This window comes from Cupriavidus sp. 05T313 (genome assembly GCF_056396665.1).
The window spans coordinates 19,030-44,425 of the sequence record NZ_JBFTLX010000012.1 but is presented as its reverse complement, the minus strand read 5'-3'; the positions used below and the strand labels follow the sequence as shown (position 1 = coordinate 44,425).

General features: G+C 65.5%; 20 protein-coding genes. 19 read left to right on the top strand and 1 reads right to left on the bottom strand.

Annotation, left to right across the window (positions count from 1 at the left end; translation table 11 throughout):
* Nucleotides 1–123: 123 nt before the first annotated feature.
* The 13 genes from AC1DKD_RS04880 (at nucleotide 124) to AC1DKD_RS04820 (ending at nucleotide 16,974) form a co-directional block, all read left to right on the top strand.
* A complete protein-coding gene (locus AC1DKD_RS04880; protein ID WP_477143035.1) occupies nucleotides 124–2,016 on the top strand; it encodes a propionate--CoA ligase in 1,893 nt (630 codons plus the stop codon).
* 276 nt (nucleotides 2,017–2,292) lie between these two features.
* Entirely contained in the window at nucleotides 2,293–4,674 is a 2,382-nt protein-coding gene (locus AC1DKD_RS04875) for a bifunctional salicylyl-CoA 5-hydroxylase/oxidoreductase (RefSeq protein WP_441627478.1), read from the top strand.
* 2 nt (nucleotides 4,675–4,676) lie between these two features.
* Complete coding sequence (locus AC1DKD_RS04870; RefSeq protein ID WP_441627476.1) at nucleotides 4,677–5,477, top strand: SDR family NAD(P)-dependent oxidoreductase; 801 nt, start codon at nucleotides 4,677–4,679, stop codon at nucleotides 5,475–5,477.
* Nucleotides 5,478–5,523: 46 nt separating this feature from the next.
* Complete coding sequence (locus AC1DKD_RS04865; RefSeq protein ID WP_441627474.1) at nucleotides 5,524–6,375, top strand: enoyl-CoA hydratase family protein; 852 nt, start codon at nucleotides 5,524–5,526, stop codon at nucleotides 6,373–6,375.
* Between the two features lie 15 nt (nucleotides 6,376–6,390).
* Nucleotides 6,391–7,554, top strand: a complete 1,164-nt coding sequence (locus AC1DKD_RS04860; RefSeq protein ID WP_477103526.1) for an acyl-CoA dehydrogenase family protein — start codon at nucleotides 6,391–6,393, stop codon at nucleotides 7,552–7,554.
* Between the two features lie 63 nt (nucleotides 7,555–7,617).
* On the top strand, nucleotides 7,618–9,291 hold the full coding sequence (locus AC1DKD_RS04855) for an AMP-binding protein (protein WP_477143034.1): 1,674 nt from the start codon (nucleotides 7,618–7,620) through the stop codon (nucleotides 9,289–9,291).
* A complete protein-coding gene (locus tag AC1DKD_RS04850; RefSeq protein WP_441627468.1) occupies nucleotides 9,288–9,728 on the top strand; it encodes an acyl-CoA thioesterase in 441 nt (146 codons plus the stop codon). Before AC1DKD_RS04855 ends, AC1DKD_RS04850 begins: the two co-directional genes overlap by 4 nt.
* A gap of 90 nt (nucleotides 9,729–9,818) precedes the next feature.
* The gene (locus AC1DKD_RS04845) at nucleotides 9,819–10,229 is read left to right on the top strand and encodes a RidA family protein (protein ID WP_035860557.1); all 411 of its coding nucleotides are present in this window, start codon (nucleotides 9,819–9,821) and stop codon (nucleotides 10,227–10,229) included.
* 337 nt (nucleotides 10,230–10,566) lie between these two features.
* Nucleotides 10,567–11,703 carry a glutamine-hydrolyzing carbamoyl-phosphate synthase small subunit gene (carA, locus tag AC1DKD_RS04840; protein WP_441627466.1) on the top strand — a complete coding sequence of 379 codons (1,137 nt, stop codon included), beginning with the start codon at nucleotides 10,567–10,569 and terminating at the stop codon, nucleotides 11,701–11,703.
* A 61-nt stretch (nucleotides 11,704–11,764) separates the two neighbouring features.
* Nucleotides 11,765–12,445: a leucine efflux protein LeuE gene (leuE, locus tag AC1DKD_RS04835; protein ID WP_477143033.1), complete on the top strand. Its 681-nt coding sequence runs from the start codon at nucleotides 11,765–11,767 to the stop codon at nucleotides 12,443–12,445.
* Between the two features lie 65 nt (nucleotides 12,446–12,510).
* Complete coding sequence (carB, locus tag AC1DKD_RS04830) at nucleotides 12,511–15,759, top strand: carbamoyl-phosphate synthase large subunit (protein WP_477143032.1); 3,249 nt, start codon at nucleotides 12,511–12,513, stop codon at nucleotides 15,757–15,759.
* Nucleotides 15,760–15,983: 224 nt separating this feature from the next.
* On the top strand, nucleotides 15,984–16,460 hold the full coding sequence (gene greA, locus AC1DKD_RS04825; RefSeq protein WP_035860659.1) for a transcription elongation factor GreA: 477 nt from the start codon (nucleotides 15,984–15,986) through the stop codon (nucleotides 16,458–16,460).
* Between the two features lie 10 nt (nucleotides 16,461–16,470).
* Entirely contained in the window at nucleotides 16,471–16,974 is a 504-nt protein-coding gene (locus AC1DKD_RS04820; protein ID WP_035860548.1) for a DUF4149 domain-containing protein, read from the top strand.
* A gap of 85 nt (nucleotides 16,975–17,059) precedes the next feature.
* Here the strand turns inward: AC1DKD_RS04820 and AC1DKD_RS04815 are convergent, their stop codons facing one another.
* The gene (locus AC1DKD_RS04815; protein WP_035860547.1) at nucleotides 17,060–17,557 is read right to left on the bottom strand and encodes a YhbY family RNA-binding protein; all 498 of its coding nucleotides are present in this window, start codon (nucleotides 17,555–17,557) and stop codon (nucleotides 17,060–17,062) included.
* Nucleotides 17,558–17,751: 194 nt separating this feature from the next.
* Here AC1DKD_RS04815 and AC1DKD_RS04810 point away from each other — a divergent pair, with 194 nt between their 5' ends.
* From AC1DKD_RS04810 to pstC, 6 genes are all read left to right on the top strand, one after another.
* Entirely contained in the window at nucleotides 17,752–18,417 is a 666-nt protein-coding gene (locus AC1DKD_RS04810; RefSeq protein WP_477143044.1) for an RlmE family RNA methyltransferase, read from the top strand.
* A 103-nt stretch (nucleotides 18,418–18,520) separates the two neighbouring features.
* Complete coding sequence (gene ftsH, locus AC1DKD_RS04805) at nucleotides 18,521–20,404, top strand: ATP-dependent zinc metalloprotease FtsH (protein ID WP_477143031.1); 1,884 nt, start codon at nucleotides 18,521–18,523, stop codon at nucleotides 20,402–20,404.
* A 251-nt stretch (nucleotides 20,405–20,655) separates the two neighbouring features.
* Nucleotides 20,656–21,453 carry a dihydropteroate synthase gene (gene folP, locus AC1DKD_RS04800; protein ID WP_477143030.1) on the top strand — a complete coding sequence of 266 codons (798 nt, stop codon included), beginning with the start codon at nucleotides 20,656–20,658 and terminating at the stop codon, nucleotides 21,451–21,453.
* Between the two features lie 87 nt (nucleotides 21,454–21,540).
* Nucleotides 21,541–22,887 carry a phosphoglucosamine mutase gene (glmM, locus tag AC1DKD_RS04795; RefSeq protein ID WP_035860542.1) on the top strand — a complete coding sequence of 449 codons (1,347 nt, stop codon included), beginning with the start codon at nucleotides 21,541–21,543 and terminating at the stop codon, nucleotides 22,885–22,887.
* Between the two features lie 259 nt (nucleotides 22,888–23,146).
* Nucleotides 23,147–24,181, top strand: a complete 1,035-nt coding sequence (gene pstS, locus AC1DKD_RS04790; protein ID WP_441627453.1) for a phosphate ABC transporter substrate-binding protein PstS — start codon at nucleotides 23,147–23,149, stop codon at nucleotides 24,179–24,181.
* 242 nt (nucleotides 24,182–24,423) lie between these two features.
* Nucleotides 24,424–25,389 carry a phosphate ABC transporter permease PstC gene (gene pstC, locus AC1DKD_RS04785; protein ID WP_477143029.1) on the top strand — a complete coding sequence of 322 codons (966 nt, stop codon included), beginning with the start codon at nucleotides 24,424–24,426 and terminating at the stop codon, nucleotides 25,387–25,389.
* Nucleotides 25,390–25,396 lie beyond the last annotated feature (7 nt).

The following is a 25,396-nucleotide window of genomic DNA, read 5'->3' as shown; positions in this document are numbered from 1 at the left end:
GCCAGCCGCCATGCGCCTGGAATGGTGGCAAACTAACGGGCGACAGCAGACAGCATCAGGCGGTTCGCCCGGCCAAGACAAACTGCATATGGACAACCCGCATTCAAGCGGAGGAGACAAGCCATGACGGCTACCCGTGCCCTGCACGCACGCTCAGTGAGCGATCCCGAAGGTTTCTGGGCCGAACAGGCTCGCCGCATCGACTGGGAAACCCCGTTCGAGACCGTGCTGGACGATAGCCGTCCACCATTTACCCGGTGGTTCGTTGGCGGGCGCACCAATCTCTGCCACAACGCCGTCGACCGTCACCTGGCGGCGCGCGCGGACCAGCCCGCGCTGATCTACGTGTCGACCGAAACCGGCCAGCATCGCACTTACAGCTACGCCGAACTGCATGACGAGGTCAACCGCATGGCCGCGATCCTGCAGCAGATGGGCGTGGCCAAGGGCGACCGCGTGCTGATCTATATGCCGATGATTCCCGAGGCCGCCTTTGCCATGCTGGCGTGCACGCGGATCGGCGCCATTCACTCGGTGGTGTTTGGCGGCTTCGCCTCGGTCAGTCTGGCCGCGCGCATCGACGACGCGCAGCCGCGTGTGATCGTCAGCGCGGACTCCGGCTCGCGCGCGGGCAAGGTGGTGCCCTACAAGCCGCTGCTCGACGAGGCGGTGACGCTGGCCGCGCACAAGCCCGAACGCGTGCTGCTGGTGGATCGCCAGCTCGCGCCGATGGCGCTCACGCCCGGCCGCGACGAAGACTACGCAGCCTGGCGCGAGCGCGTGGGCGCGGCGCGCGTGCCGTGCGTCTGGCTCGAATCGAGCGAGCCATCCTACGTGCTCTACACCTCGGGCACCACCGGAAAACCAAAAGGCGTACAGCGCGACACCGGCGGCTACGCGGTCGCGCTGGCCACCTCGATGGATTACATCTTCTGCGGCAAGGCTGGCGACACCATGTTCTCCAGCTCCGATATCGGCTGGGTGGTGGGGCACAGCTACATTGTGTACGGGCCGCTGCTGGCCGGCATGGCCACGCTGATGTACGAAGGTACGCCGGTGCGCCCGGACGGCGGCATCCTGTGGCAACTGGTCGAGCAGTACCGCGTGAACATCATGTTCAGCGCGCCCACCGCCATTCGCGTGCTGAAGAAGCAGGACCCGGCCTGGCTCACGCGCTACGACCTCTCCAGCCTGCGCCTGYTGTTCCTGGCCGGCGAGCCGCTCGACGAACCCACCGCCAGCTGGATCCAGCAGGGCATTGGCAAGCCGGTGGTGGACAACTACTGGCAGACCGAGACGGGCTGGCCGATCATCGCCATCCAGCGCGGTATCGATCCGYTGCCGSCCAAGCTGGGGTCGCCCGGCGTRCCGGYCTATGGCTACGACCTGAAGATCGTCGATGAAGCCACCGGCGCCGAATGCGCGCCGGGGCAGAAAGGCGTGGTCGCCATCGACGGGCCGTTGCCGCCGGGGTGCATGACCACGGTGTGGGGCGACGATGAACGCTTCGTCAAGACCTATTGGTCCGGCGTGCCGGGCCGCCGCTGCTATTCGACGTTCGACTGGGGTGTGCAGGACGAGGACGGCTATATCTTTATCCTGGGCCGCACCGACGACGTGATCAATGTGGCGGGCCACAGGCTGGGCACGCGCGAGATCGAGGAGAGCATCTCGTCGCATCCGGCGGTGGCTGAGGTGGCGGTGGTGGGCGTGCACGATGCGCTGAAGGGGCAGGTGGCGATGGCGTTCGTGATCGCGCGCGACGCGGGCCGCATCGAAACCCAGGCCGACCGGCTGGCGCTGGAAGGCGAYGTGATGAAGACCGTGGACCGGCAACTGGGCGCGGTGGCGCGCCCGGCGCGCGTGTTCTTCGTCAATGCGCTGCCCAAGACCCGCTCCGGCAAGCTGCTGCGCCGCGCCATGCAGGCGGTGGCGGAAGGCCGCAACCCCGGCGATCTCACCACGATCGAAGATCCCACCGCGCTGGCGCAACTCCAGGCGGCGATGCAAGGCTGACGGCTGTCCAGGCCGCCGCGCGCCGGAGGGCGAGCGGCGGCAGAGGCATGTTTAGGGCTTGAAACGCGGCGTATCCGCCGCTGCCGGGTTGGCTGAGCTGGCCTCCCGGGGCACGCGCTGCACCGCGTCAGAGATTGTGCTTGCACGACGGTCCGATGCGGACTAATATTTTAAGCATCAAATATTTAAGTATGATCTAGATGCGCTCCCGCGCATCGCATGTGCCGCGAGGGGCCGGGCCAGCCGGATCCGGGCCGGCGCGCAGGAGACGACAAGATGCGAGTGCTGTGTATCGGCGGAGGCCCCTCGGGCCTGTACTTCGGTTTGCTGATGAAGCTGCGGGATCCCTCCAACGAGGTCTACGTAGTGGAGCGCAACCGGCCCTACGACACGTTCGGCTGGGGCGTGGTGTTCTCCGACGCCACCATGGACAACCTCAAGCAGGCCGATCCGGTCAGCGCGCAGCAGATCAACGAGGCATTCAACCACTGGGACGATATCGACATCCATATCGGCGGGCGCACCATGCGTTCCGGCGGGCATGGCTTTATCGGCATCGGCCGCAAGCGTCTGCTCAATATCCTGCAGGCACGTTGCGAGGAGTTGGGCGTGCATCTGGTCTTCGAGACCGACGTCACGGATGACCAGGCGCTGGCGCAGCAATACCAGGCCGACATCGTGATCGCCGCCGACGGTATCAACAGCCGCGTGCGCGGCCGCTACGCCGAGACCTTCCAGCCCGATATCGATACCCGTCTGTGCCGCTTTGTCTGGCTTGGCACGCGCAAGCTGTTCGACGCCTTTACCTTCGCCTTCGAAAAAACCGAGCATGGCTGGTTCCAGGCCCATGCCTACCGTTTCGACGACAACACCTCCACCTTTATCGTCGAGGCGCCCGAGCCGGTCTGGCGCGCCGCCGGCATCGAGCAGATGAGCCAGGAGGAGGGCGTGGCCTTCTGCGAGCGCCTGTTTGCCCGCTACCTGGACGGTAACGCCCTGATCAGCAACGCCACTCACCTGCGCGGCTCGGCCAACTGGATCCGCTTTCCGCGTGTGATCTGCGGCACCTGGGTGCACTGGAACACACTGGCCGACGGCCGCCGCGTGCCGGTGGTGCTGATGGGCGACGCCGCGCATACCGCGCATTTCTCGATCGGCTCCGGCACCAAGCTGGCGCTGGAAGATGCGATCGACCTCGCCAACAATATCCGCGATGCCGGGCCGGGCGGCGCCGACGTGCTGCCGCAGGCGCTGGAGCGTTACCAGGCCACCCGCAGCGTCGAGGTCCTCAAGATCCAGAATGCCGCGCGCAACTCCACCGAATGGTTCGAGAACGTCGAGCGCTATGCGGGCATGGCGCCGGAGCAGTTCGCCTATTCCCTGCTGACGCGCTCGCAGCGCATCTCGCACGAGAACCTGCGCGTGCGGGATTCCGGCTACGTCGAGGGCTTCGAGCGCTGGCTCGCGGCACAGGCGGCGGCCAACGTTGCCAATGCCGGCCAACCCGCCGATGCGCGCGCGGTGCCGCCGATGTTCACGCCGTTCCGTGTACGCGGCGTCACGCTGAAGAACCGCGTGGTGGTGTCGCCCATGGCCATGTATTCCTGCGAGGACGGCGTGCCCGGCGACTTCCACCTGACCCACCTGGGCGCGCGCGCGCTCGGTGGYGCCGGCATGGTGGTGGCGGAGATGACCTGTACTTCTCCGGATGCGCGCATCACCCCGGGATGCCCGGGTTTGTGGAACGACGCGCAGCGCGACGCCTGGCGCCGCATCGTCGATTTCGTGCACGCCAACAGCGATGCGCGCATCGCCATGCAGATTGGCCACGCCGGGCGCAAGGGTTCGACCCAGCTCGGCTGGGAAGCGATGGACTACCCGCTTGCCAGCGGCAACTGGCCGGTGATGTCGGCCTCGCCGCTGCCCTATATGCCGGGCGTGTCGCAAGTGCCGCGCGAGATGAGCCGCGCGGACATGGATCAGGTGCGGGACGATTTCGTGGCCGCCGCGCGGCGTGCCGCGCAGGCGGGTTTCGACTGGCTCGAGCTGCACTGCGCCCACGGCTACCTGCTCTCCAGCTTTATTTCGCCGCTGACCAACCAGCGCAGCGACGAATACGGCGGCTCGCTGGCCGCGCGGCTGCGCTACCCGCTCGAAGTCTTTGCGGCGGTACGGGCTGTGTGGCCCCACGAGCGCCCGATGTCGGTGCGGATTTCGGCGCACGACTGGGTCGAAGGCGGCATCACGCCGGACGATGCGATCGAGATCGCACGTGCCTTCAAGACTGCGGGCGCCGATATGATCGACTGTTCTTCGGGGCAGGTGAGTCCTGACCAGGCGCCGGTGTACGGGCGCATGTACCAGACGCCGTTTGCCGACCGCATCCGCAACGAGGCCGGCATTGCCACCATCGCTGTCGGCGCGATCTTCGAAGCCGACCACGTCGACAGCATCATCGCCGCCGGCCGTGCCGACCTGTGCGCGATTGCCCGCCCGCACCTGGCGGACCCCGCCTGGACCATCCACGAGGCAGCGCGGCTGGGCCATCGCGACCTGGCATGGCCCAAGCAATACCAGGCCGGCAAGCGCCAGCTGGAAACCAACCTGGAGCGGGCCGCGCAACAGGCACGGCAAGCCCGTCAGCCCGAGGATCACTGAGCATGAGCGCCAATCTTTCCCTGCAGGGTCGGCACGCGCTGGTCACCGGTGGCGGACGCGGCATCGGCGCGGCCATTGCGCGCCGCCTGCTCGCGCAAGGCGCCAGCGTCACCTTGCTGGGGCGCGACGCGGCCACGCTGGCAGCGACAGCCGATGCGCTCGCCGAGGCGGTCGTCGCGCCCGCCATGCTCGGCACGGTGACGGCGGATATTTCGCAGGCCGACAGCGTGGCGGCGGCGTTCGCGGAAGCGTCCGGCCGCGCGGGCCCGATCGACCTGCTGATCAACAATGCCGGGCAGGCGCGCAGCGCGAGCTTCGCCAGGACGGATCTCGCCCTGTGGCAATCCATGCTCGAGGTCAACCTGACCGGCACTTTCCTCTGCACGCAGGCAGCGCTGCCGGGCATGCTGGAACGCGGCTGGGGCCGCATCGTCAATGTGGCCAGCACGGCCGGGCTGGTTGGCTACGGCTATGTCAGCGCCTACTGCGCGGCCAAGCATGGCGTGATCGGACTGACCCGCTCGCTGGCGCTGGAAGTCGCGAGCAGCGGCGTGACCGTCAATGCGGTCTGCCCTGGCTATACCGAGACCGACATCGTGCGCGACGCGGTCGCCAACATCATGGGCAAGACCGGCCGCACCGAGGCGCAGGCCCGGGCCGAGTTGTCCAAGGGCAATCCGCAGGGCAGGCTGGTGCAGCCGGGCGAGGTGGCTGACGCGGTCGCATGGCTGTGCCAGCCCACCGCCAGCGCGGTCACCGGCCAAGCCATCGCAGTGGCCGGTGGCGAGGTCATGGCGGGTTGATCCCGAACGAATTCGAGAAAACCAGAACAGGCAAGCGAGAAACGAGATGAGTGAAATAGCACTGGACATGCGCCACCACAAGCGCAGCTTTGCCGGCTACCAGCCGCAGCACTTCCTGTGGTCGGTCTCGGCCGACGGCAAGGTTGGCACCGTGACGCTGAACCGCCCCGAGCGCAAGAACCCGCTCACCTTCGATTCCTACGCCGAACTGCGCGATCTGTTCCGCGCGCTGTGCTACGCCACGGACATCAAGACCGTGGTGATCACCGGCGCCGGCGGCAACTTCTGCTCGGGCGGCGACGTCCACGAAATCATCGGCCCGCTCACCCGCATGACCATGCCCGAGCTGCTCGAGTTCACGCGCATGACCGGCGACCTGATCAAGGCCATGCGGGCCTGCCCGCAACCGGTCATCAGCGCCGTCGACGGCATCTGCGCGGGCGCCGGCGCGATGATGGCGCTGGCCTCGGATATGCGGCTGGGCACCGAGCAGGCGAAGACCGCCTTCCTGTTCGTGCGGGTAGGCCTGGCGGGCGCGGACATGGGCGCCTGCTCGCTGCTGCCGCGCGTGATCGGACAAGGCCGTGCCAGCGAGTTGCTGTACACCGGCCGGGCGATGACTGCGCAGGAAGGGCTGCAATGGGGCTTCTTCAACGCGTTGCACGCACCGGACGCGGTACTCGCCGAAGCCCAGTCGCTGGCCGCGCAAATCGCCGCCGGGCCCACCTTCGCCCACGGCGTGACCAAGAAGCTGCTGCACCAGGAATGGAACATGGGCCTGGACGAAGCCATCGAGGCCGAGGCCGAGGCGCAGGCCATCTGCATGCAGACCAAGGACTTCCGCCGGGCCTACGACGCGTTCGTGGCCAAGACGCGGCCCGTGTTCGAAGGCGACTGAAAGGGTACAAACTTCATGTCCGACAAAAGCTATCTCGCCCTGCCGTTCTTCGGCGACGCGCACCGCGAACTGGAACAACGGCTCGACGCGTGGGCCACGGCCTCGCTCGCGGTCGATCACAGCGACACCGACGCCGCCTGCCGCGCGCTGGTGCGCCAGCTTGGCGAGGCCGGCTGGCTGCGCTACTGCGTGCCCGCTGCTTATGGCGGCGCGCTCGAAACGCTCGACTCGCGCTCGCTGTGCCTGCTGCGCGAGACGCTTGCCCGTCACGATGGCCTGGCCGATTTCGCCTTCGCCATGCAGGGCCTGGGCAGCGGCGCCATCACGCTGGCCGGCAGCGACGCCATGCGCGAGCGCTACCTGCCGCGCGTGGCGCGCGGCGAGGCGATCGCTGCGTTCGCCCTGTCCGAGCCCGACGCCGGGTCCGACGTGGCGGCAATGCAATGCCGCGCGGTACTGGACGGCGATCATTACGTGATCGATGGCGAGAAGACCTGGATCTCCAACGGCGGCATCGCCGACTTCTACTGCGTGTTCGCCCGCACCGGTGAAGCGCCGGGCGCGCGCGGCATCTCCGCCTTCGTGGTGGACGCGGACACGCCGGGCCTGACCATCGCCGAGCGGATCGATGTCATGGCGCCGCACCCGCTTGCCACGCTGCGTTTCGAGAACTGCCGGGTGCCGGTTGGCGCGCGGCTGGGCGAAGCAGGGCAGGGCTTCAAAGTGGCCATGATGACGCTGGATATCTTCCGCGCCTCGGTGGCGGCCGCCTCGCTGGGCTTCGGCCGCGCCGCGCTTGACGAAGCACTCGCGCGCGCCACCGCGCGGCCCATGTTCGGCGGCGTGCTGGCCGACCTGCAACTGACCCAGGCGGCAATCGGCGACATGGCCACCGCCATCGACTCGGCCGCGCTGCTGACCTACCGCGCCGCGTGGCTGCGCGATGTGGCGGGTGTGCGCACCACGCGCGAAGCGGCGATGGCCAAGATGGTGGCCACCGAGAACGCGCAGCAGGTCATCGACCGCGCCGTGCAGATGTTCGGCGGGCTCGGCGTCAAGGTGGGCACGCGCGTGGAGAGCCTGTACCGGGAGATCCGCTCGCTGCGGATCTACGAAGGCGCCACCGAAGTGCAGAAGCTGATCATCGCGCGCGAAACGCTGGCACAGCATCGCGCATAGCGTGATCGACGCGGCCGGACAGCCCTTACCAGCATCACCAGAATGAAGGAAGCGGAGACAACCATGGCGAGCACAGCCCACCTAGATACCTTTGCACGCGACCGCCTGCCGCTCCCGCAGCAGTGGCCGGAACTGCTGTTCAACGCGGACACGCAATATCCGGAGCGCATGAACTGCGCGCTGGAACTGGTCGAGCGCCATGTGCGCGAAGGGCGGGGCGAGCGCATCGCGATCCGCTACGAGCAGGACGGCGCCCATCGCACCGTCAGCTATGCCGAACTGGCAGCGCTCTCCAACCGCATCGCCCACGTGCTGACCGGCGATATGGAGCTGGTGCCGGGCAATCGCGTGCTGCTGCGCGGCCCCAACAACCTGATGATGGCAGCGTGCTGGCTGGCGGTGGTCAAGGCGGGGCTGATCGCGGTGCCGACCATGCCGTTGCTGCGCGCCAAGGAACTCAAGCAGGTGATCGACCGTGCCGCGGTCAGCGCGGCGTTGTGCGACGAGCGCCTGCGCGAAGAACTCGAAGCCAATCTGGATCCCGGCAACGAGCACTATTGCCCGAGCCTGGCGCAGGTGCGCTACTTCAACGGCAGCGGCGCAGACTCGGTGGAAGCCGCCATGGCCGGCAAGCCCGAGTCGTTCGACGCGTGCGATACCGCTAGCGACGACATCTGCCTGATCGCCWTCACCAGCGGGACTACCGGCCAGCCCAAGGGCACGGTGCATTTCCACCGCGATGTGATTGCCATGTGCGACCTGTTCCCGCGTCATGTGCTCAAGCCGGGGCCGGACGACATCTTCTGCGGCACCCCGCCGCTGGCCTTTACCTTCGGCCTGGGCGGCATCCTGTGCTTTCCGCTGCGGGTCGGGGCGTCCACCGTGCTGGCCGAGCGGCTCACGCCCGAGAGCCTGCTTRCGTTGATCCAGTCCTGGCGCGCGACGATCGTGTTCACCGCGCCGACCTTCTACCGGCAGATGGCGGCGCTGGCGCCGGGGTATGACATCTCCAGCCTGAAGAAGAGCGTCTCGGCCGGCGAGGCGCTGCCCGATGCGACGCGCCAGAGCTGGAAGGCGGCCACGGGCATCGAGATGACAGACGGGATCGGCGGCACCGAGATGATGCATATCTTCATTTCCAGCGCCGGCGCGCAAGTCCGGCCGGGCGCCATCGGCAAGGTGGTGCCGGGCTATGTCGCGCAGATTGTCGACGAGTCGATGCAACCGGTGCCGCCCGGCACGGTCGGCAAGCTGGCGGTGCGCGGTCCCACCGGCTGCCGCTATTTGGACGACCCGCGCCAGGCCAGCTATGTGAGGGACGGCTGGAACCTGCCGGGCGACACCTTCATGGCCGATGCCGACGGCTACTACTACTACCAGGCGCGTTCCGACGACATGATCGTCTCGGCCGGCTACAACATTKCCGGGCCGGAAGTGGAAAGCGCGCTGATGCGGCACGAAGCGGTGGCCGAATGCGGCGTCGTCGGCATGGCCGATCCCGAGCGCGGGCAGGTCGTCGCCGCCTACGTGGTGCTGCGCCCCGGCGTGGTGGCCGGCGAGGAGATGTGCGCCGTGCTGCAGGCCTACGTCAAGGCCGAGATCGCGCCGTACAAGTATCCGCGCCGGGTGATCTTCGTCGATGCGCTGCCGCGCACCGAGACCGGCAAGCTGCAGCGCTTCCGGTTGCGGCAGATGGCGGAGCAGGCCGGCGCGGCCGGAGGAGGGCGCCAGCCGTGAGCGAAGTGTTCACCAACACCGTGCGGGTGCGCTTCAAGGACTGCGACGCCGCCGGCATCGTGTTCTTCCCGCGCTACTTCGAGATGCTTAACGACCTGGTCGAGGACTGGTTTCGGGAGGCACTGGGCTGGTCCTTCGACGCCATGCATGGCGCGGCACAGGCCGGCGTGCCGACGGCGGAAGTGTCCTGCCGCTTCGTGGCGCCCAGCCGGCTGGGCGAGTTGCTGACGCGGGAGCTGCGTGTGACGCGGCTGGGGCGCACCAGTTTCTCCTTGCAGGTGCGCTTCGTCGGGCCTGCCGCGGACCTCCGCGTGGAGATCGCCCAGCGCCTGGTGTGCGTCGATACCGGCGAAATGATGCCGCGCGCGCTGCCGCCGGAGGTCCGCGCGGGCATGGAGCGCTTCCTGGCGCCAGGGCAAGAAGCCGCGGCGCGGTAAGCGCGCCACCTGACATCCCGCACCCATGCGCCCGTCCGGGGCGTGGTGCGAACCAACCAGATCCCAATCACTGATTACGGAAGACCGACCATGAAGATTCTCCAGCCACCAGACTGGGCCGCGCCGCGCGGCTACTCGAACGGCATCATGACCGAGATGCAGGTGGGCAGCCGCCTGCTCTTCGTCGGCGGCCAGATCGGCTGGAACGGCCAGTGCGAGTTCGAAACCGATGACTTCGCCGAGCAGGTCGGCCAGGCGCTGCGCAACATCGTGGCGGTGCTGGCCGCGGGTGGGGCGCGTCCCGATCACATCGTGCGCATGACCTGGTACGTGAAGGACAAGGTGGAATATGTCGCCGCCTACCGCGCCATCGGCGAGCACTACCGGGCCACCATCGGGCGTCACTTCCCGGCCATGACGGCGGTCGAGGTCGCCGATCTGGTGGAGGCCCGCGCCAAGGTGGAGATCGAGGTGACGGCGGTGGTGCCTGCCAGCGAATGAGCGGTGCCGGCCGGGCGTTCCGGCCTGCCGGCGGGCGCGCGCAGCGGCCCTGCCGCGTCCGCAAGTCCTTGATAACTTGAGAAAATGGGTGGCGCGGGGTATAATCCAAAAGTTTCGCTTTCAGAACCCCTCACCCTAGCGCCTACCGAATTCCACCTTCCGCCGCCCCCATTTCGCCTTGGCTCCGCTGCACTAATTTGTGTGGCGTATCGAGCACCAGGCGAACGGCCCCGGCGACAAGCATCGCGTCCATCACGCTGCCTGTCGCCCCGCCGGACAACGGGGCAAGAGGCGTTGAGCAGGTCGGTCACGGGGTGAATCCAGCAGGAGCCTACCCGTGTTACCGTCTTTTCCGTCCGCCATTCTCGCGCTTGCAGACGGCACGGTCTTTCGTGGCTATTCCATTGGCGCTTCCGGCCATACCATCGGCGAAGTGGTGTTCAACACCGCTCTGACCGGTTACCAGGAAATCCTCACCGACCCCAGCTATTCCCGGCAGATCGTCACGCTGACGTATCCGCATATCGGCAATGTCGGGGTCAATTCTGAGGATGTCGAAGCCACGAAAGTCCATGCCGCCGGCCTGATCATCAAGGATCTGCCGCTTCTGGCCTCCAACTTCCGCAAGGAACATTCCCTCGGCCATTACCTGAAGCAGGAAAAGGTGGTGGCGATCGCCGGCATCGATACCCGCAAGCTGACCCGTATCCTGCGCGAGAAGGGTGCCCAGAACGGCTGCATCCTGGCTGGCGAGGACAATGTGCAGAAGGCCATCGACCTGGCGCGCTCCTTCCCCGGCCTGGCCGGCATGGACCTGGCCAAGGTGGTTTCGGTCAAGGAACCGTACGAGTGGAGCCAGACCGAATGGGCGCTGGGTGCCGGCTACGGCAAGCTGGCGTCGCCGCGCTTCCACGTGGTGGCTTTTGACTACGGCGTCAAGTTCAACATCCTGCGCATGCTGGCTGAACGCGGCTGCAAGGTGACCGTGCTGCCGGCGCAAGCCAGCGCCGCCGACGCGCTGGCGCTCAACCCGGATGGCATCTTCCTGTCGAACGGCCCCGGCGACCCCGAGCCTTGCGACTACGCGATCCGCGCTACCCGCGAGTTCATCGAACGCGGCATCCCCACCTTCGGCATTTGCCTGGGGCACCAGATCATGGCGCTGGCAGTTGGCGCCAAGACGCTGAAGATGAAGTTCGGCCATCATGGCGCGAACCATCCGGTGAAGGACGTGGACGACGGCCGTGTGGTGATCACCTCGCAAAACCACGGTTTCGCGGTGGACGCCGATACCCTGCCTGCCAACGTGCGCACCACCCACGTGTCGCTGTTCGACGGTTCGTTGCAAGGTTTCGCGCTGACCGACAAGCCCGCCTTCTGCTTCCAGGGCCATCCGGAAGCCTCGCCGGGCCCGAACGACGTGGCTTACCTGTTCGACCGCTTCACCAAGATGATGGCGGACGCACGCCAGTAAGCGCGCAGCGAAGAAGTCAAGACGAGAAGATTAGTAGACAGGCAGACCGCAGGACGATCCCATGAACGCCTTCATGCATACCGCGCTGGGCATTACCGATTTCTGGACCTTTGTGCTCGGCACGATTTTTATCGTGCTGCTGCCGGGCCCGAATTCGATGTATGTGCTTTCCGTCGCCGCGCAGCGTGGCGTGCGCGAAGGCTACAAGGGCGCCTGCGGGGTGTTCCTGGGCGATGCCATCCTGATGGTGCTGTCGGCAGCGGGGGTGGCCTCGCTGCTGAAGGCCAGCCCGGGCCTGTTCTACGTGGTGAAGTACATCGGTGCCGCTTACCTCGGCTGGATCGGTTTCCAGATGCTGCGCGGTGCCGTGCGCGGCTGGTCCAGCCGCGGCAGCGATAGCGGGACGGCGGCACAGGGCGAGATGCCCGTGGACCGTGCCGTCAGCCCGTTCCGCAAGGCGCTGGTGGTGAGCCTGCTCAACCCCAAGGCCATCCTGTTCTTCATCTCCTTCTTCATCCAGTTCGTCGATCCGCAGTTCGGCTATCCGGCGCTGTCCTTTGTCGCGCTGGGGCTGGTGTGCCAGTTGTGCAGCTTCGCCTACCTGACCGCGATTATCTTCGTGGGCGCCAGGCTGGCCGAGGCGTTTCGCCGCCGACGGCGCCTGTCGGCGGGCATGGCGAGCGGTGTGGGCGCCATGTTCATCGRCTTCGGCGCCAAGCTGGCGACGGCCACCCTGAACTGAATCGAATCCTGATATCCGGTGCGGTCCRCGCGAACGTGGGGACCGGCCAATAATGAGAGCGTGCAATGCCAAAGCGCACAGACATAAAGAGCATCCTGATCATCGGCGCCGGCCCCATCATCATCGGGCAGGCGTGCGAGTTCGACTATTCCGGCGCCCAGGCCTGCAAGGCGCTGCGCGAGGAAGGCTTCAAGGTCATCCTGGTCAACTCCAATCCGGCCACGATCATGACCGATCCCAACACGGCCGATGTGACCTACATCGAGCCGATTACCTGGGAAGTGGTCGAGCGCATCATTGAGAAAGAGCGTCCCGACGCGATCCTGCCGACCATGGGCGGCCAGACCGCGCTGAACTGCGCGCTGGACCTGCACCGCCATGGCGTGCTGGACAAGTACAAGGTCGAGCTGATCGGCGCGTCGCCGGAAGCCATCGACAAGGCCGAGGACCGCCAGAAGTTCAAGGAGGCGATGACCAAGATCGGCCTGGGTTCGGCCAAGTCCGGCATCGCCCACTCGATGGAAGAAGCACTGGCCGTGCAGACGCAGATCGCCAAGGAAACCGCGACCGGCGGCTACCCCATCGTGATCCGCCCGTCGTTCACGCTGGGCGGCTCCGGCGGCGGCATCGCTTACAACCGCGAGGAATTCGAGGAAATCTGCAAGCGCGGCCTGGATCTCTCGCCGACCCGCGAACTGCTGATCGAAGAATCGCTGCTGGGCTGGAAAGARTAYGAGATGGAAGTGGTCCGCGACAAAAAGGACAACTGCATCATCRTCTGCTCGATCGAGAACCTGGACCCGATGGGCATCCACACCGGCGACTCCATCACSGTKGCRCCGGCMCAGACCCTGACCGACAAGGAATACCAGATCCTGCGTAACGCCTCGCTGGCGGTGCTGCGCGAGATCGGCGTCGATACCGGCGGCTCCAACGTGCAGTTCTCGATCAACCCGGCCGACGGCCGCATGATCGTGATCGAGATGAACCCCCGCGTATCGCGTTCGTCGGCGCTGGCGTCCAAGGCCACCGGCTTCCCGATCGCCAAGGTTGCCGCCAAGCTGGCGGTGGGCTACACGCTGGACGAGCTGAAGAACGAGATCACCGGCGGTGCGACCCCGGCCTCGTTCGAGCCGTCGATCGACTACGTGGTCACCAAGGTGCCGCGTTTCGCCTTCGAGAAATTCCCGCAGGCCGACAGCCACCTGACCACCCAGATGAAGTCCGTGGGTGAAGTGATGGCCATGGGCCGCACCTTCCAGGAATCGTTCCAGAAGGCGCTGCGTGGCCTGGAAGTCGGCGTGGACGGCCTGGACGACAAGTCCACCGACCGCGACGAGATCGTCGAGGAAATCGGCGAAGCCGGCCCGGACCGCATCTGGTACGTGGGCGACGCCTTCCGTATCGGCATGTCGCTGGAAGAAGTGCACGCCGAGACCGACATCGACCCGTGGTTCCTGGCCCAGATCGAAGACATCGTCAAGACCGAGACCCTGGTCAAGGCGCGCAAGCTGGACAGCCTGTCGGCCGCCGAGCTGCGCCACCTGAAGCAGAAGGGCTTCTCGGATCGCCGCCTGGCCAAGCTGATGGGCGCCGAGCCCAAGGCCGTGCGCGCCGCGCGCCATGCCGCCGGCGTGCGCCCGGTGTACAAGCGCGTGGACACCTGCGCCGCCGAGTTCGCCACCAATACCGCCTACATGTACGGCACGTATGAAGCCGAGCATGGCGAGTGCGAAGCCGAGCCCACCACCAATCGCAAGATCATGGTGCTGGGCGGCGGTCCGAACCGGATCGGCCAGGGCATCGARTTCGACTACTGCTGCGTGCAYGCCGCGCTGGCGCTGCGCGAGGACGGGTACGAGACCATCATGGTCAACTGCAACCCGGAAACCGTGTCGACCGACTACGACACCTCGGACCGCCTCTACTTCGAGCCGTTGACGCTGGAAGACGTGCTGGAAATCGTCGACAAGGAAAAACCGGTCGGCGTGATCGTGCAGTACGGCGGCCAGACCCCGCTGAAGYTGGCGCTGGACCTGGAAGCCAACGGCGTGCCCATCATCGGCACCAGCCCCGACATGATCGACGCCGCGGAAGACCGCGAGCGTTTCCAGAAGCTGCTGCATGAGCTGGGCCTGCGCCAGCCGCCCAACCGCACCGCGCGTGCCGAGGACGAAGCGCTGCGCCTGGCCACCGAGATCGGCTACCCGCTGGTGGTGCGTCCGTCGTACGTACTGGGCGGCCGCGCGATGGAAATCGTGCACGAGCCGCGCGACCTCGAGCGCTATATGCGCGAAGCCGTCAAGGTGTCGCATGATTCCCCGGTGCTGCTGGACCGTTTCCTGAACGACGCCATCGAGTGCGACGTCGACGCCCTGTGCGACGGCCAGCGCGTGTTCATCGGCGGCGTGATGGAGCACATCGAGCAAGCCGGCGTGCACTCGGGCGACTCCGCCTGCTCGCTGCCGCCGTACTCGCTGGCGCAAGCCACCGTGGACGAGCTCAAGCGCCAGACCGCCGCCATGGCCAAGGCCCTGAACGTGGTCGGCCTGATGAACGTGCAGTTCGCCATCCAGCAGGTCAACGGCGAGGATATCGTCTACGTGCTGGAAGTGAACCCCCGCGCCTCGCGCACGGTGCCGTACGTGTCCAAGGCCACCGGGCTGTCGCTGGCCAAGATCGCCGCGCGTTGCATGGCCGGCCAGACGCTGGATTCGCAAGGCATCCATGACGAAGTGGTGCCGCCGTACTACAGCGTCAAGGAAGCGGTGTTCCCGTTCAACAAGTTCCCCGGCGTCGACCCGGTGCTCGGACCTGAAATGCGCTCCACCGGCGAGGTGATGGGCGTGGGCAAGACCTTCGGCGAAGCGCTCTTCAAGAGCCAGCTCGCCGCCGGTTCGCGCCTGCCGGAGAAGGGCACGGTGCTGCTGACCGTGAAGGACAGCGACAAGCCGCACGCCGTGGGCGTGGCGCGCATGCTGCACGATATGGGCTACCCCATCGTTGCCACCCGCGGTACCGCCTCGGCCATCGAAGCCGCCGGCATCCCGGTTCGCGTGGTCAACAAGGTGAAGGACGGCCGCCCGCATATCGTCGACATGCTGAAGAACGGCGAACTGGCGCTGGTGTTCACCACGGTGGACGAAACCCGCACCGCTATCGCCGACTCGCGTTCGATCCGTATCTCGGCCCTGGCCAGCCGGGTGCCGTACTACACCACCATCGCCGGCGCGCGCGCCGCGGTGGAGGGTCTGAAGCACATGCAGAGCCTGGAGGTCTACGACCTGCAAGGCCTGCACGCCTCGCTGGCCTGACGGCCCCCTTTGGGCCCCCTGGGCTGCCCGCAGTTGCTGCGGGCAGCCCTCATGGCCTAAACTAACAGCAATACCGTCGATCCGCCGACCGGGCAAGCGTCCGGGCAATGGGTCGATCCAACCTGACAACCTGAAAGGCCGCGGTTGAGCGGAAGTGCCCCGGGCAGCGATGCYGGTGCATGGCTCCAGCTCCGCTGCGGCTCATTTTTTTGCAGAACGAAGACATGAGCACGATTCCGATTACAAAGCGCGGCGCCGAGCTGCTGAAAGAGGAACTGCAGCGCCTGAAGGCCGTCGAACGTCCCGCGGTGATCAATGCCATTTCCGAAGCGCGCGCGCAGGGTGACCTGTCCGAAAACGCCGAATACGACGCCGCCAAGGAAAAGCAGGCCTTTATCGAAGGGCGCATCCTGGAGGTGGAGTCCAAGCTGTCGACCGCGCAAGTCATCGACCCGACCCAGCTCGATACCGATGGCCGCATCGTGTTTGGCGCCACCGTGGACCTGGAAGACCTGGAGTCGGGCAAGCCCGTGAGCTACCAGATCGTCGGTGACGACGAGGCCGACCTCGACAGCGGCAAGATCTCGGTCAGCTCGCCTATCGCGCGCGCGCTGATCGGCAAGTTCGAGGGCGATGTGGCTATCGTGCTGGCCCCTGGCGGCGAGCGCGAGTACGAAGTCATCACGGTTCGCTACGTCTGAACGAGGCTGCGTGTTCTCCTCCTCCTACTCGAGCCTGCCGCCGCTGCCGCATCGGATCTTTCTCCTGCTGACCGTAGTCTGGGCCGGCAGCCTGTGGACCGTGGGCTACATGGTGGCCCCGACGCTGTTTTCGGTGCTGCCCAGCCGGGAGACCGCCGGGCTGATCGCCGGGCAGCTGTTCCGGACCGAGGCAATCCTTGGCGTGGTGGTCGGCGTGCTGCAACTGGCGCTATGCAACCTGATGATCCGCCGTGGCGCGAGGCGCTACCGGGGGCTGCGCTGGCTGGTGCTGGGCATGCTGCTTTGCGTGCTGGTGGGATACTTCGGCATCCAGCCCTTCATGGAGAACCTGAAGGACAAGGCGACGGCGCTGGGCGTGGGCGTGTCCGAATCCCCCTATAAGGGGCAGTTCGGCATGCTGCATGGTGTGTCCAGCGTGTTCTACCTGGCGCACAGCCTGCTTGCACTGGTCCTGGTGTGGCGCGCGGCGGCACCGCGTTCGGCGGGCGAGTAGGGCAAGCCGGCAAGGAGTGTGGCGGACCCCCGCGTGGGGGCGCCGATATCAAGCCGGCGCGCGTCAGGAGGCGCCGGCCAGTCGCTCAGTCGAGCGCTTTCTTCTTCTGGCTGGTCGGACGGGCACGCGCACGCTTGACGTTGCCGCCAGCGGTGACGCGCTCATTGCCCAGCACCGTCACTTGCGAGCGCTTGGGGCGGCGATTGGGCGCGGCGCTCGGCTTTCTGACGGTCACGGTGCGCGGCGCGGCGCCGCCACGCGGGGCCAGGCGGCCCAGTTCCTGCGGACGATTTTCCTTCAGGACGGCCGGACCCGGGCGCCATACCACCAGCAGCTTGCCGATATGCTGGATCGGGGCGGCGCTGAGATCCTCGCAAATGGCTTCGTACATGGCGATGCGGCTTTCGCGGTCGTCGCCGAACACGCGGATCTTGATCAGGTCGTGAGACGCCAGGCTGCGGTCGATTTCGGCCAGGACGGGCCGGGTCAGGCCCTCGCCGCCGATCATCACGACCGGGTTGAGGCCATGGGCACGTGAGCGAAGTTCGGAGCGCTGGGCGGGAATGAGTTGAAGAGCGGGCATAAGTAAAGCGCAGGCGAGGGCGCAAATGGGCGCGCAAGTGGTGCGCAAACCAAGGCACTGAAGTGCCGAAAAAGCGAATCGGCGCGTATTATCCGTCAAACTGGCACGGTCAGGCTGCAAAATCAGCAAAACGAGTGAAAAACGCACGGTCGACCGCGGGTCGGCGGCGTTTTTCTCAAACAGATGTCTCCGGAATGGCCAAGAACAAATTCAATCAGGCGTGGTTGCACGACCATATCAACGACCCCTACGTCAAAATRGCGCAGCGCGAGGGCTATCGGGCCCGCGCAGCGTATAAGCTGAAGGAGATCGACGAGCAGGACAAGCTGATTCGTCCCGGCCAGGTCATTGTCGACCTGGGCGCTGCCCCCGGCAGCTGGAGCCAGTACGCCCGCAACAAGCTGGCGGCTTCGCCGCGCGCCAAGGACGGCGGCATCGACGGCGCGGTGATCGCCATCGACCTGCTGCCCATGGAGGCGGTCGCCGACGTCACATTCATCCAGGGKGACTTCCGCGAGGAGGACGTTTTCCGGCAGCTGGAGGAAATCGTGCTCCAGGCGTCCGGCGGCGCAAAGATCGACCTTGTATTGTCGGACATGGCCCCCAATTTGTCAGGTGTAGCCTTTGCCGATGCTGCCCGTATCGATTACTTGTGCGACCTGGCGCTGGAATTTGCCCAGGCGCATCTGAAGCCGGAGGGCTCATTGCTGGTAAAGTGTTTCCATGGCAGCGGTTACAGCCAGATCGTGGAGAAGTTCAAGCGCCAGTTCAAGGTGGTCGCCAAACGCAAGCCCAAGGCGTCGCGCGACAAGTCTTCAGAGACCTTCATTCTTGGGCGTTACCTCAAGTCGGCGGGGTGAAGCGAGCCTATCGCTTCGATCAATTTGCTTTTTCCCCCGACGCCGGGCGCTGCATTACAATGCAGCTATCCCGTTGGCAAGGCGTTCGTAAAGGAGTTTGGCCTTGAATAACAACCTGTTTCAAAAGGCGGCAATCTGGCTCGTGATCGCGCTGGTGTTGTTTACCGTCTTCAAGCAGTTCGACAAGCCCCGCACGCAGGAAGGCGTCACCTATTCGCAGTTCATGGATGATGCCAAGTCCGGCAAGGTGGGCCGGGTCGACGTGCAAGGCCGTAATCTGGTGGTGACGCCCAAGGAAGGGCAGAAGTACACCATCATCTCGCCGGGCGACATCTGGATGGTCGGCGACCTGATGAAGTACGGCGTTCAGGTGACCGGCAAGGCTGACGACGAACCCAACATGCTGGTGCAGGCCCTGTACTACCTCGGGCCCACCCTGCTGATCATCGTGTTCTGGTTCTACATGATGCGGCAGATGCAGGGCGGCGGCAAAGGCGGTGCCTTTTCCTTCGGCAAGTCGCGCGCACGCCTGATCGATGAAAACCAGAACGCGGTCACCTTCCAGGACGTCGCCGGTTGCGATGAATCTAAGGAAGAAGTGGTCGAACTGGTGGACTTCCTCAAGGATCCGCAGAAATTCCAGAAGCTGGGCGGCCGTATCCCGCGCGGCGTGCTGCTGGTCGGCCCTCCGGGCACCGGCAAGACGCTGCTGGCGCGCGCGATCGCCGGCGAAGCCAAGGTGCCGTTCTTCAGCATCTCCGGTTCKGACTTCGTTGAAATGTTCGTCGGCGTGGGCGCGGCCCGTGTGCGCGACATGTTCGAGAACGCCAAGAAGCAGGCGCCCTGCATCGTCTTCATTGACGAAATCGATGCGGTCGGCCGTCACCGCGGCGCTGGCATGGGCGGCGGCAACGACGAGCGCGAGCAGACCCTGAACCAGATGCTGGTCGAGATGGACGGCTTCGAGGCCAACTCGGGTGTGATCGTGATCGCGGCCACCAACCGTTCGGACGTGCTGGACAAGGCGCTGCTGCGCCCGGGCCGTTTCGACCGCCAGGTGTACGTCGRCCTGCCCGACATCCGCGGCCGCGAGCAGATCCTGAAGGTCCATATGCGCAAGGTGCCGATTGGCAACGACGTCGACGCCTCGGTAATCGCACGCGGTACCCCGGGCTTCTCGGGCGCCGATCTGGCCAACCTGGTCAATGAAGCCGCACTGTTCGCCGCCCGCCGCAGCAAGCGCGTGGTCGACATGCAGGACTTCGAGGACGCCAAGGACAAGATCTACATGGGTCCGGAGCGCAAGTCCACGGTCATGCGCGAAGAGGAACGCCGCGCTACCGCGTACCACGAGTCCGGCCATGCGGTGGTGGCAAAGCTGCTGCCGAAGGCGGATCCGGTGCACAAGGTCACCATCATGCCGCGCGGCTGGGCGCTTGGCGTGACCTGGCAATTGCCTGAGCACGACAAGTACTCGAAGTACAAGGACAACATGCTCGACGAGATCGCCATCCTGTTTGGCGGCCGCGCGGCGGAAGAGGTCTTCCTCAACGCCATGAGCACCGGTGCTTCCAACGACTTCGAGCGTGCCACCAAGACGGCCCGCGACATGGTCACCCGGTTCGGCATGAGCGATACGCTGGGTACCATGGTGTATGTGGATACCGAGCAGGATGGCATGTTCGGCAAGATGTCGTCCAAGACGGTGTCGGAAGCCACCCAGGTCAAGGTCGACGCGGAAATCCGCCGCATCGTCGACGAACAGTACAACCTGGCCARGCGACTGCTCGAGGAAAACCGCGACAAGGTCGAGGCAATGACCGCGGCCCTGATGGAGTGGGAAACCATCGACGCGGACCAGGTCAACGACATCATGGCAGGCAAGCCGCCGCGGCCGCCGCGTGGTGCCTCCAGCCAGAACGGTGGTGGCAACACCCCGTCGGGTGGTTCGCCGGTGGCCCCCGCCAACGCACCCGCCACGGCCTGAGCGGCATAGCCGGCGCGCGGCAACGACGTCGGCGGACCAGTAGCCCTGGTGCCGTAGTGGTGGCTGTAGCGTTTGTTCACCAAGCCTGAAGCCGGCGCCTTGTGCGCCGGCTTTTGCTTTGCTGGCGCCGCATATTGCACAGCCAGGTTTCCTTTATCGTCTCTCGCTCTCGTATCTTGTCGTCGATCTCAACTGATTCGTATTTCCAATGCGGCCGCTACCGATTCGCGCGTGACCGCCGACCCCTGGTGATGGGTATTCTCAACGTCACCCCGGATTCCTTTTCCGATGGTGGCCAGCATGCCGGCCGCGATGCCGCCTTGCGGCATGCCGAACGCATGATTGCCGAAGGCGTGGACATCATCGATATTGGCGGCGAGTCGAGCCGGCCAGGATCGGCGGCGCTGCCGCTGGAGCAGGAACTGGAGCGCGTGTTGCCGATGGTCGAGGCGCTGCGCGACTGTGGCCGGGCCTTGTCGATCGATACCTACAAGCCGGAAGTCATGCGCGCCGCGCTGGCCGCCGGTGCCGACCTGATCAATGACATCTGGGGCTTCCGCATGCCCGGCGCGGTCGAGGCGGTGAGCGGGGCGGATGCCGGGCAGGCCGCGCTGTGCGTGATGCACATGCAAYGCGATCCGCAAACCATGCAGGAGCGCCCACAGTACGAGGACGTGGTACGCGACGTGGCCGACTTCCTGCGGGAGCGCATCGGCGTGCTGCGTGATGCGGGCATCGACGATGCCCGCATCACGCTCGATCCGGGTTTTGGCTTCGGCAAGACGCCGGATCATAATCTGCGCTTGCTGGGCCAGTTGCCGCAACTCGCCGTGGAAGGATTGCCCCTACTGGTGGGGTTGTCACGGAAGTCGACGCTCGGCACGATTCTGGGCGGCCGCCCACCGCAGGAACGCGTCGCAGCCAGCCTGGCCGCGGCGGTGTGCGCGGCGGAGCGGGGTGCGTATATCGTGCGCGTGCATGATGTAGCGCAAACCGTGGATGCCCTCAAGATCTGGTGGGCCATCCGTCATGAAACCATTGCCAGTTAACATTTGTTTTGACTATTGGCATCCAGCGTTGCGCATTTAGCCCTTAGCATTCGGCATCGCAAGACAGAACAACGGGAGAAAGACCTTATGACACGCAAGTACTTCGGCACGGATGGGGTGCGCGGCAGGGTAGGCGAGGCGCCGATCACGCCCGACTTCGTGATGCGCCTGGGCTATGCGGCGGGCATGGTGCTCGCCCATGGCGCGAAGCAGCAAGACCAGGCGCGTCCGACCGTGCTGATTGGCAAGGACACGCGTATCTCCGGCTATATGCTGGAGGCCGCACTGGAGGCCGGCTTTACCTCGGCTGGCGTCAACGTGCTGCTGACCGGGCCGCTGCCGACGCCGGGCGTGGCGTATCTCACGCGCGCCCTTCGCCTGTCGGCGGGCGTGGTGATCTCCGCCAGCCATAATCCCTACTACGACAACGGCATCAAGTTCTTCTCGGCAGACGGAGACAAGCTGCCCGACGCGGTGGAAATGGCGATCGAGGAGGCATTGGAAGAGCCAATGGTGTGCGTGCGCTCGGACGATCTCGGCCGCGCACGCCGCATCGAGGATGCCGCCGGCAGGTACATCGAGTTCTGCAAGAGCACATTCCCCTACGAGCAGGACCTGCACAAGCTCAAGCTGGTGGTGGATTGCGCCCATGGGGCCGCTTATCACATTGCCCCCCACGTTTTCCACGAACTGGGCGCCGACGTGATCTCGATCGGCAACCAGCCAGACGGACGCAATATCAATGCGGGCTATGGCGCCACCGCGCCTGAGAAGCTGATCGAGGCTGTCAAGGCCAATGGCGCGGACCTGGGCCTGGCCTTCGATGGCGATGCCGACCGCTTGCAGGTGGTGGACCGCGACGGCCGTCTGTTCAACGGTGACGAACTGCTTTACCTCATCGTGCAGGATCGTCTCCATGCGGGGCAGGCCGTACAGGGCGCGGTGGGCACGTTGATGACCAATATGGCGGTCGAGCTGGCGCTAAAGCGCCAGGGCGTGGAGTTCGTGCGCGCCAAGGTGGGCGACCGCTATGTGCTGGAGGAACTGAACAAGCGCAAGTGGACGCTGGGCGGCGAGGGCTCGGGCCATCTGCTCTGCCTCGACCGGCACACCACCGGCGATGGCATCGTGTCCGCCTTGCAGGTCCTGGCGGCATTGCGCCGTAGCGGCAAGAGCCTGGCCCAGTTGCTGGAAGGCGTTTCGCTGTTCCCGCAGACGCTGATCAACGTGCGCGTCGAGAAAGGCTTCGACTGGCAGTCGCACGCTGGACTGAGCGCGGCGCGTGCTGTGATCGAGCCGCAACTGGAAGGCCGCGGCCGTGTCCTGATCCGTGCGTCGGGGACGGAGCCGGTTGTGCGCGTGATGGTCGAGGCCGAGCAGGCCGATACCGCGGAGCAGGCGGCGCAGACGCTGGCGGACGCGTTGCGGGCCTGAGCATCGATTGATTCGACGCGGTCAGGAATGCCGGGCATTGCCCGGCATTTTTTTGCTCCAATCAGCAATTAACCGGCGGAGTTGAAGGCCAGAAGCGAGAGCGGAAGGGAGGTGAGCGGCAGCTGTTTTATGTGAGTCGAGGCTAACTTCCCAGTCGCCAGCAAGAAGATCTCGTGATGTCATGGAATTGTCATACAGGGGGCATACAGTTCGACTTGTCAAAAAATTGTCATTCCCCAACCATGTCTCTGGAGGACATATGAAGCTGGTCAAGACTGCCGTTGCAGGCATCGTGTCGTTGGTGGTGGCGGGCACTGCGTTCGCGGCGGAAATTACCGGTGCTGGCGCATCCTTCCCGGCGCCCGTCTATTCCAAGTGGGCCGACGCATACCAAAAGGCAACGGGTAACAAGGTCAACTATCAATCCATCGGCTCGTCCGGTGGTATCAAGCAGATTGGCGCCAAGACCGTCGATTTCGGCGCTTCCGACGCTCCCCTGAAGGATGAGGAACTCGCCAAGCAAGGCCTGGTGCAGTTTCCCACGGTGATCGGCGGCGTGGTGCCGGTGATCAACCTGCAAGGTATCAAGCCGGGCGAGCTGACCATCACCGGCGAAGTGCTGGCCAACATCTACCTGGGCAAGATCAAGAAGTGGGACGATCCCGCCATCAAGGCGCTGAACCCGCACGCCAAGCTGCCGAACCAGGACATCTTGCCGGTGCGCCGTGCCGATGGTTCGGGCACGACCTTCATCTTCACCAATTACCTGACCAAGGTCAGCCCCGAGTGGAAGAGCTCGGTTGGCGAGGGCACCACGGTCAACTGGCCGGGCGGCGGCACGGGTGGCAAGGGTAACGAAGGCGTCGCTGCTTTCGTGCAGCGCCTGAACGGCGCCATCGGCTACGTCGAGTACGCCTACGCCAAGCAGAACAAGATGACCCACCTGAACATGAAGAACGCTTCGGGTGCCGTGGTCCAGCCGGGCGACGATGCCTTCAAGGCAGCTGCTGCCGGTGCCGACTGGAGCAAGACGTACTACCAGATCCTGACCAACCAGGCTGGCAAGGCGGCATGGCCGATCGCCGGCGCCACCTTCATCCTGGTTCACAAGAACCAGGAAAAGCCGGCACAGGGCACGGAAGTGCTGAAGTTCTTCGACTGGGCGTACAAGAGCGGTGGCAACATGGCCAGCGATCTCGACTACGTGCCGCTGCCGGACGCCGTGGTGAACCAGATCCGCGCGACCTGGAAGAGCTCGGTCAAGGACGGTTCGGGCAAGGCACTGTACAACTGATCGGCCGGCTGCGAACCCGGCCGCATGTGCGGGCCGGGGTTGCAGCTTCGCCTGCCTGGCGCCCAAAAGGCGCCGGGCAGGCAATAAAGTACTACGCAGCAGCAGAGCAGCATCACAGCAGAAACAGCAACGCAGAACGTATGGCAAACATCCTGGCACCCGCAGCGCAATGCGCCGGCTCACGAGCCTGAGCGGGCGGAGCAGCCGGCGACCTGCCCTTAACCGAACTCAAAAACCACATCATGGCGACTACATCCGATCTATCCGCTGTGCGGCCACCCAGCCGTACCGGTGACATCTTGTTTGGTGGCCTGACGCGCGGCGCCGCCATCGTGACCTTGCTGCTGCTGGGCGGCATCATCGTATCGCTCGCGATCAGCGCGTGGCCCACCATCGAGGCCTTCGGCCTGCGCTTCCTGTGGACCGCCGAGTGGGATCCACCCGCCGATGTCTACGGCGCCCTGGTGCCCATCTACGGCACCATCGTGACCTCGCTCATCGCCTTGATCATCGCGGTGCCCATCAGCTTCGGTATTGCGCTGTTCCTGACCGAACTGTCGCCGGCGTGGCTGCGCCGTCCGCTCGGCACGGCCATCGAACTGCTGGCGGCGGTGCCCTCGATTGTCTACGGCATGTGGGGCCTGCTGGTCTTCTCGCCCATTTTCGGCGAGTACTTCCAGAAGCCACTGGCCGCCACGGTGGGCCAGGTGCCGCTGATCRGCAAGCTGTTCCAGGGCGCGCCGCTGGGCATTGGCCTGTTGTGCGCCGGGGTGATCCTGGCGATCATGATCATTCCCTACATTGCCTCGGTGATGCGCGACGTGTTCGAAGTCACGCCGGTGCTGCTCAAGGAATCGGCKTACGGCATSGGYTGCACGACGTGGGAAGTGATGTGGCGCGTGGTGCTGCCTTACACCCGGGCCGGCGTGATCGGCGGCGTGATGCTGGGCCTGGGCCGCGCGCTGGGCGAGACCATGGCGGTCACCTTCGTCATCGGCAATACCAACCTGCTGGACAGCGCCTCGCTGTTTTCGCCGGGCAACAGCATTACCTCGGCGCTGGCCAATGAGTTCGCCGAAGCCGGCGCGGGGCTGCACACTGCTGCGCTGATGGAACTCGGCCTGATCCTGTTCTTCATCACTTTCGTGGTCCTGGCGCTGTCGAAGATCCTTCTGCTGCGCTTGGCCAAGAACGAGGGCGCAAAATGAGCCAAGC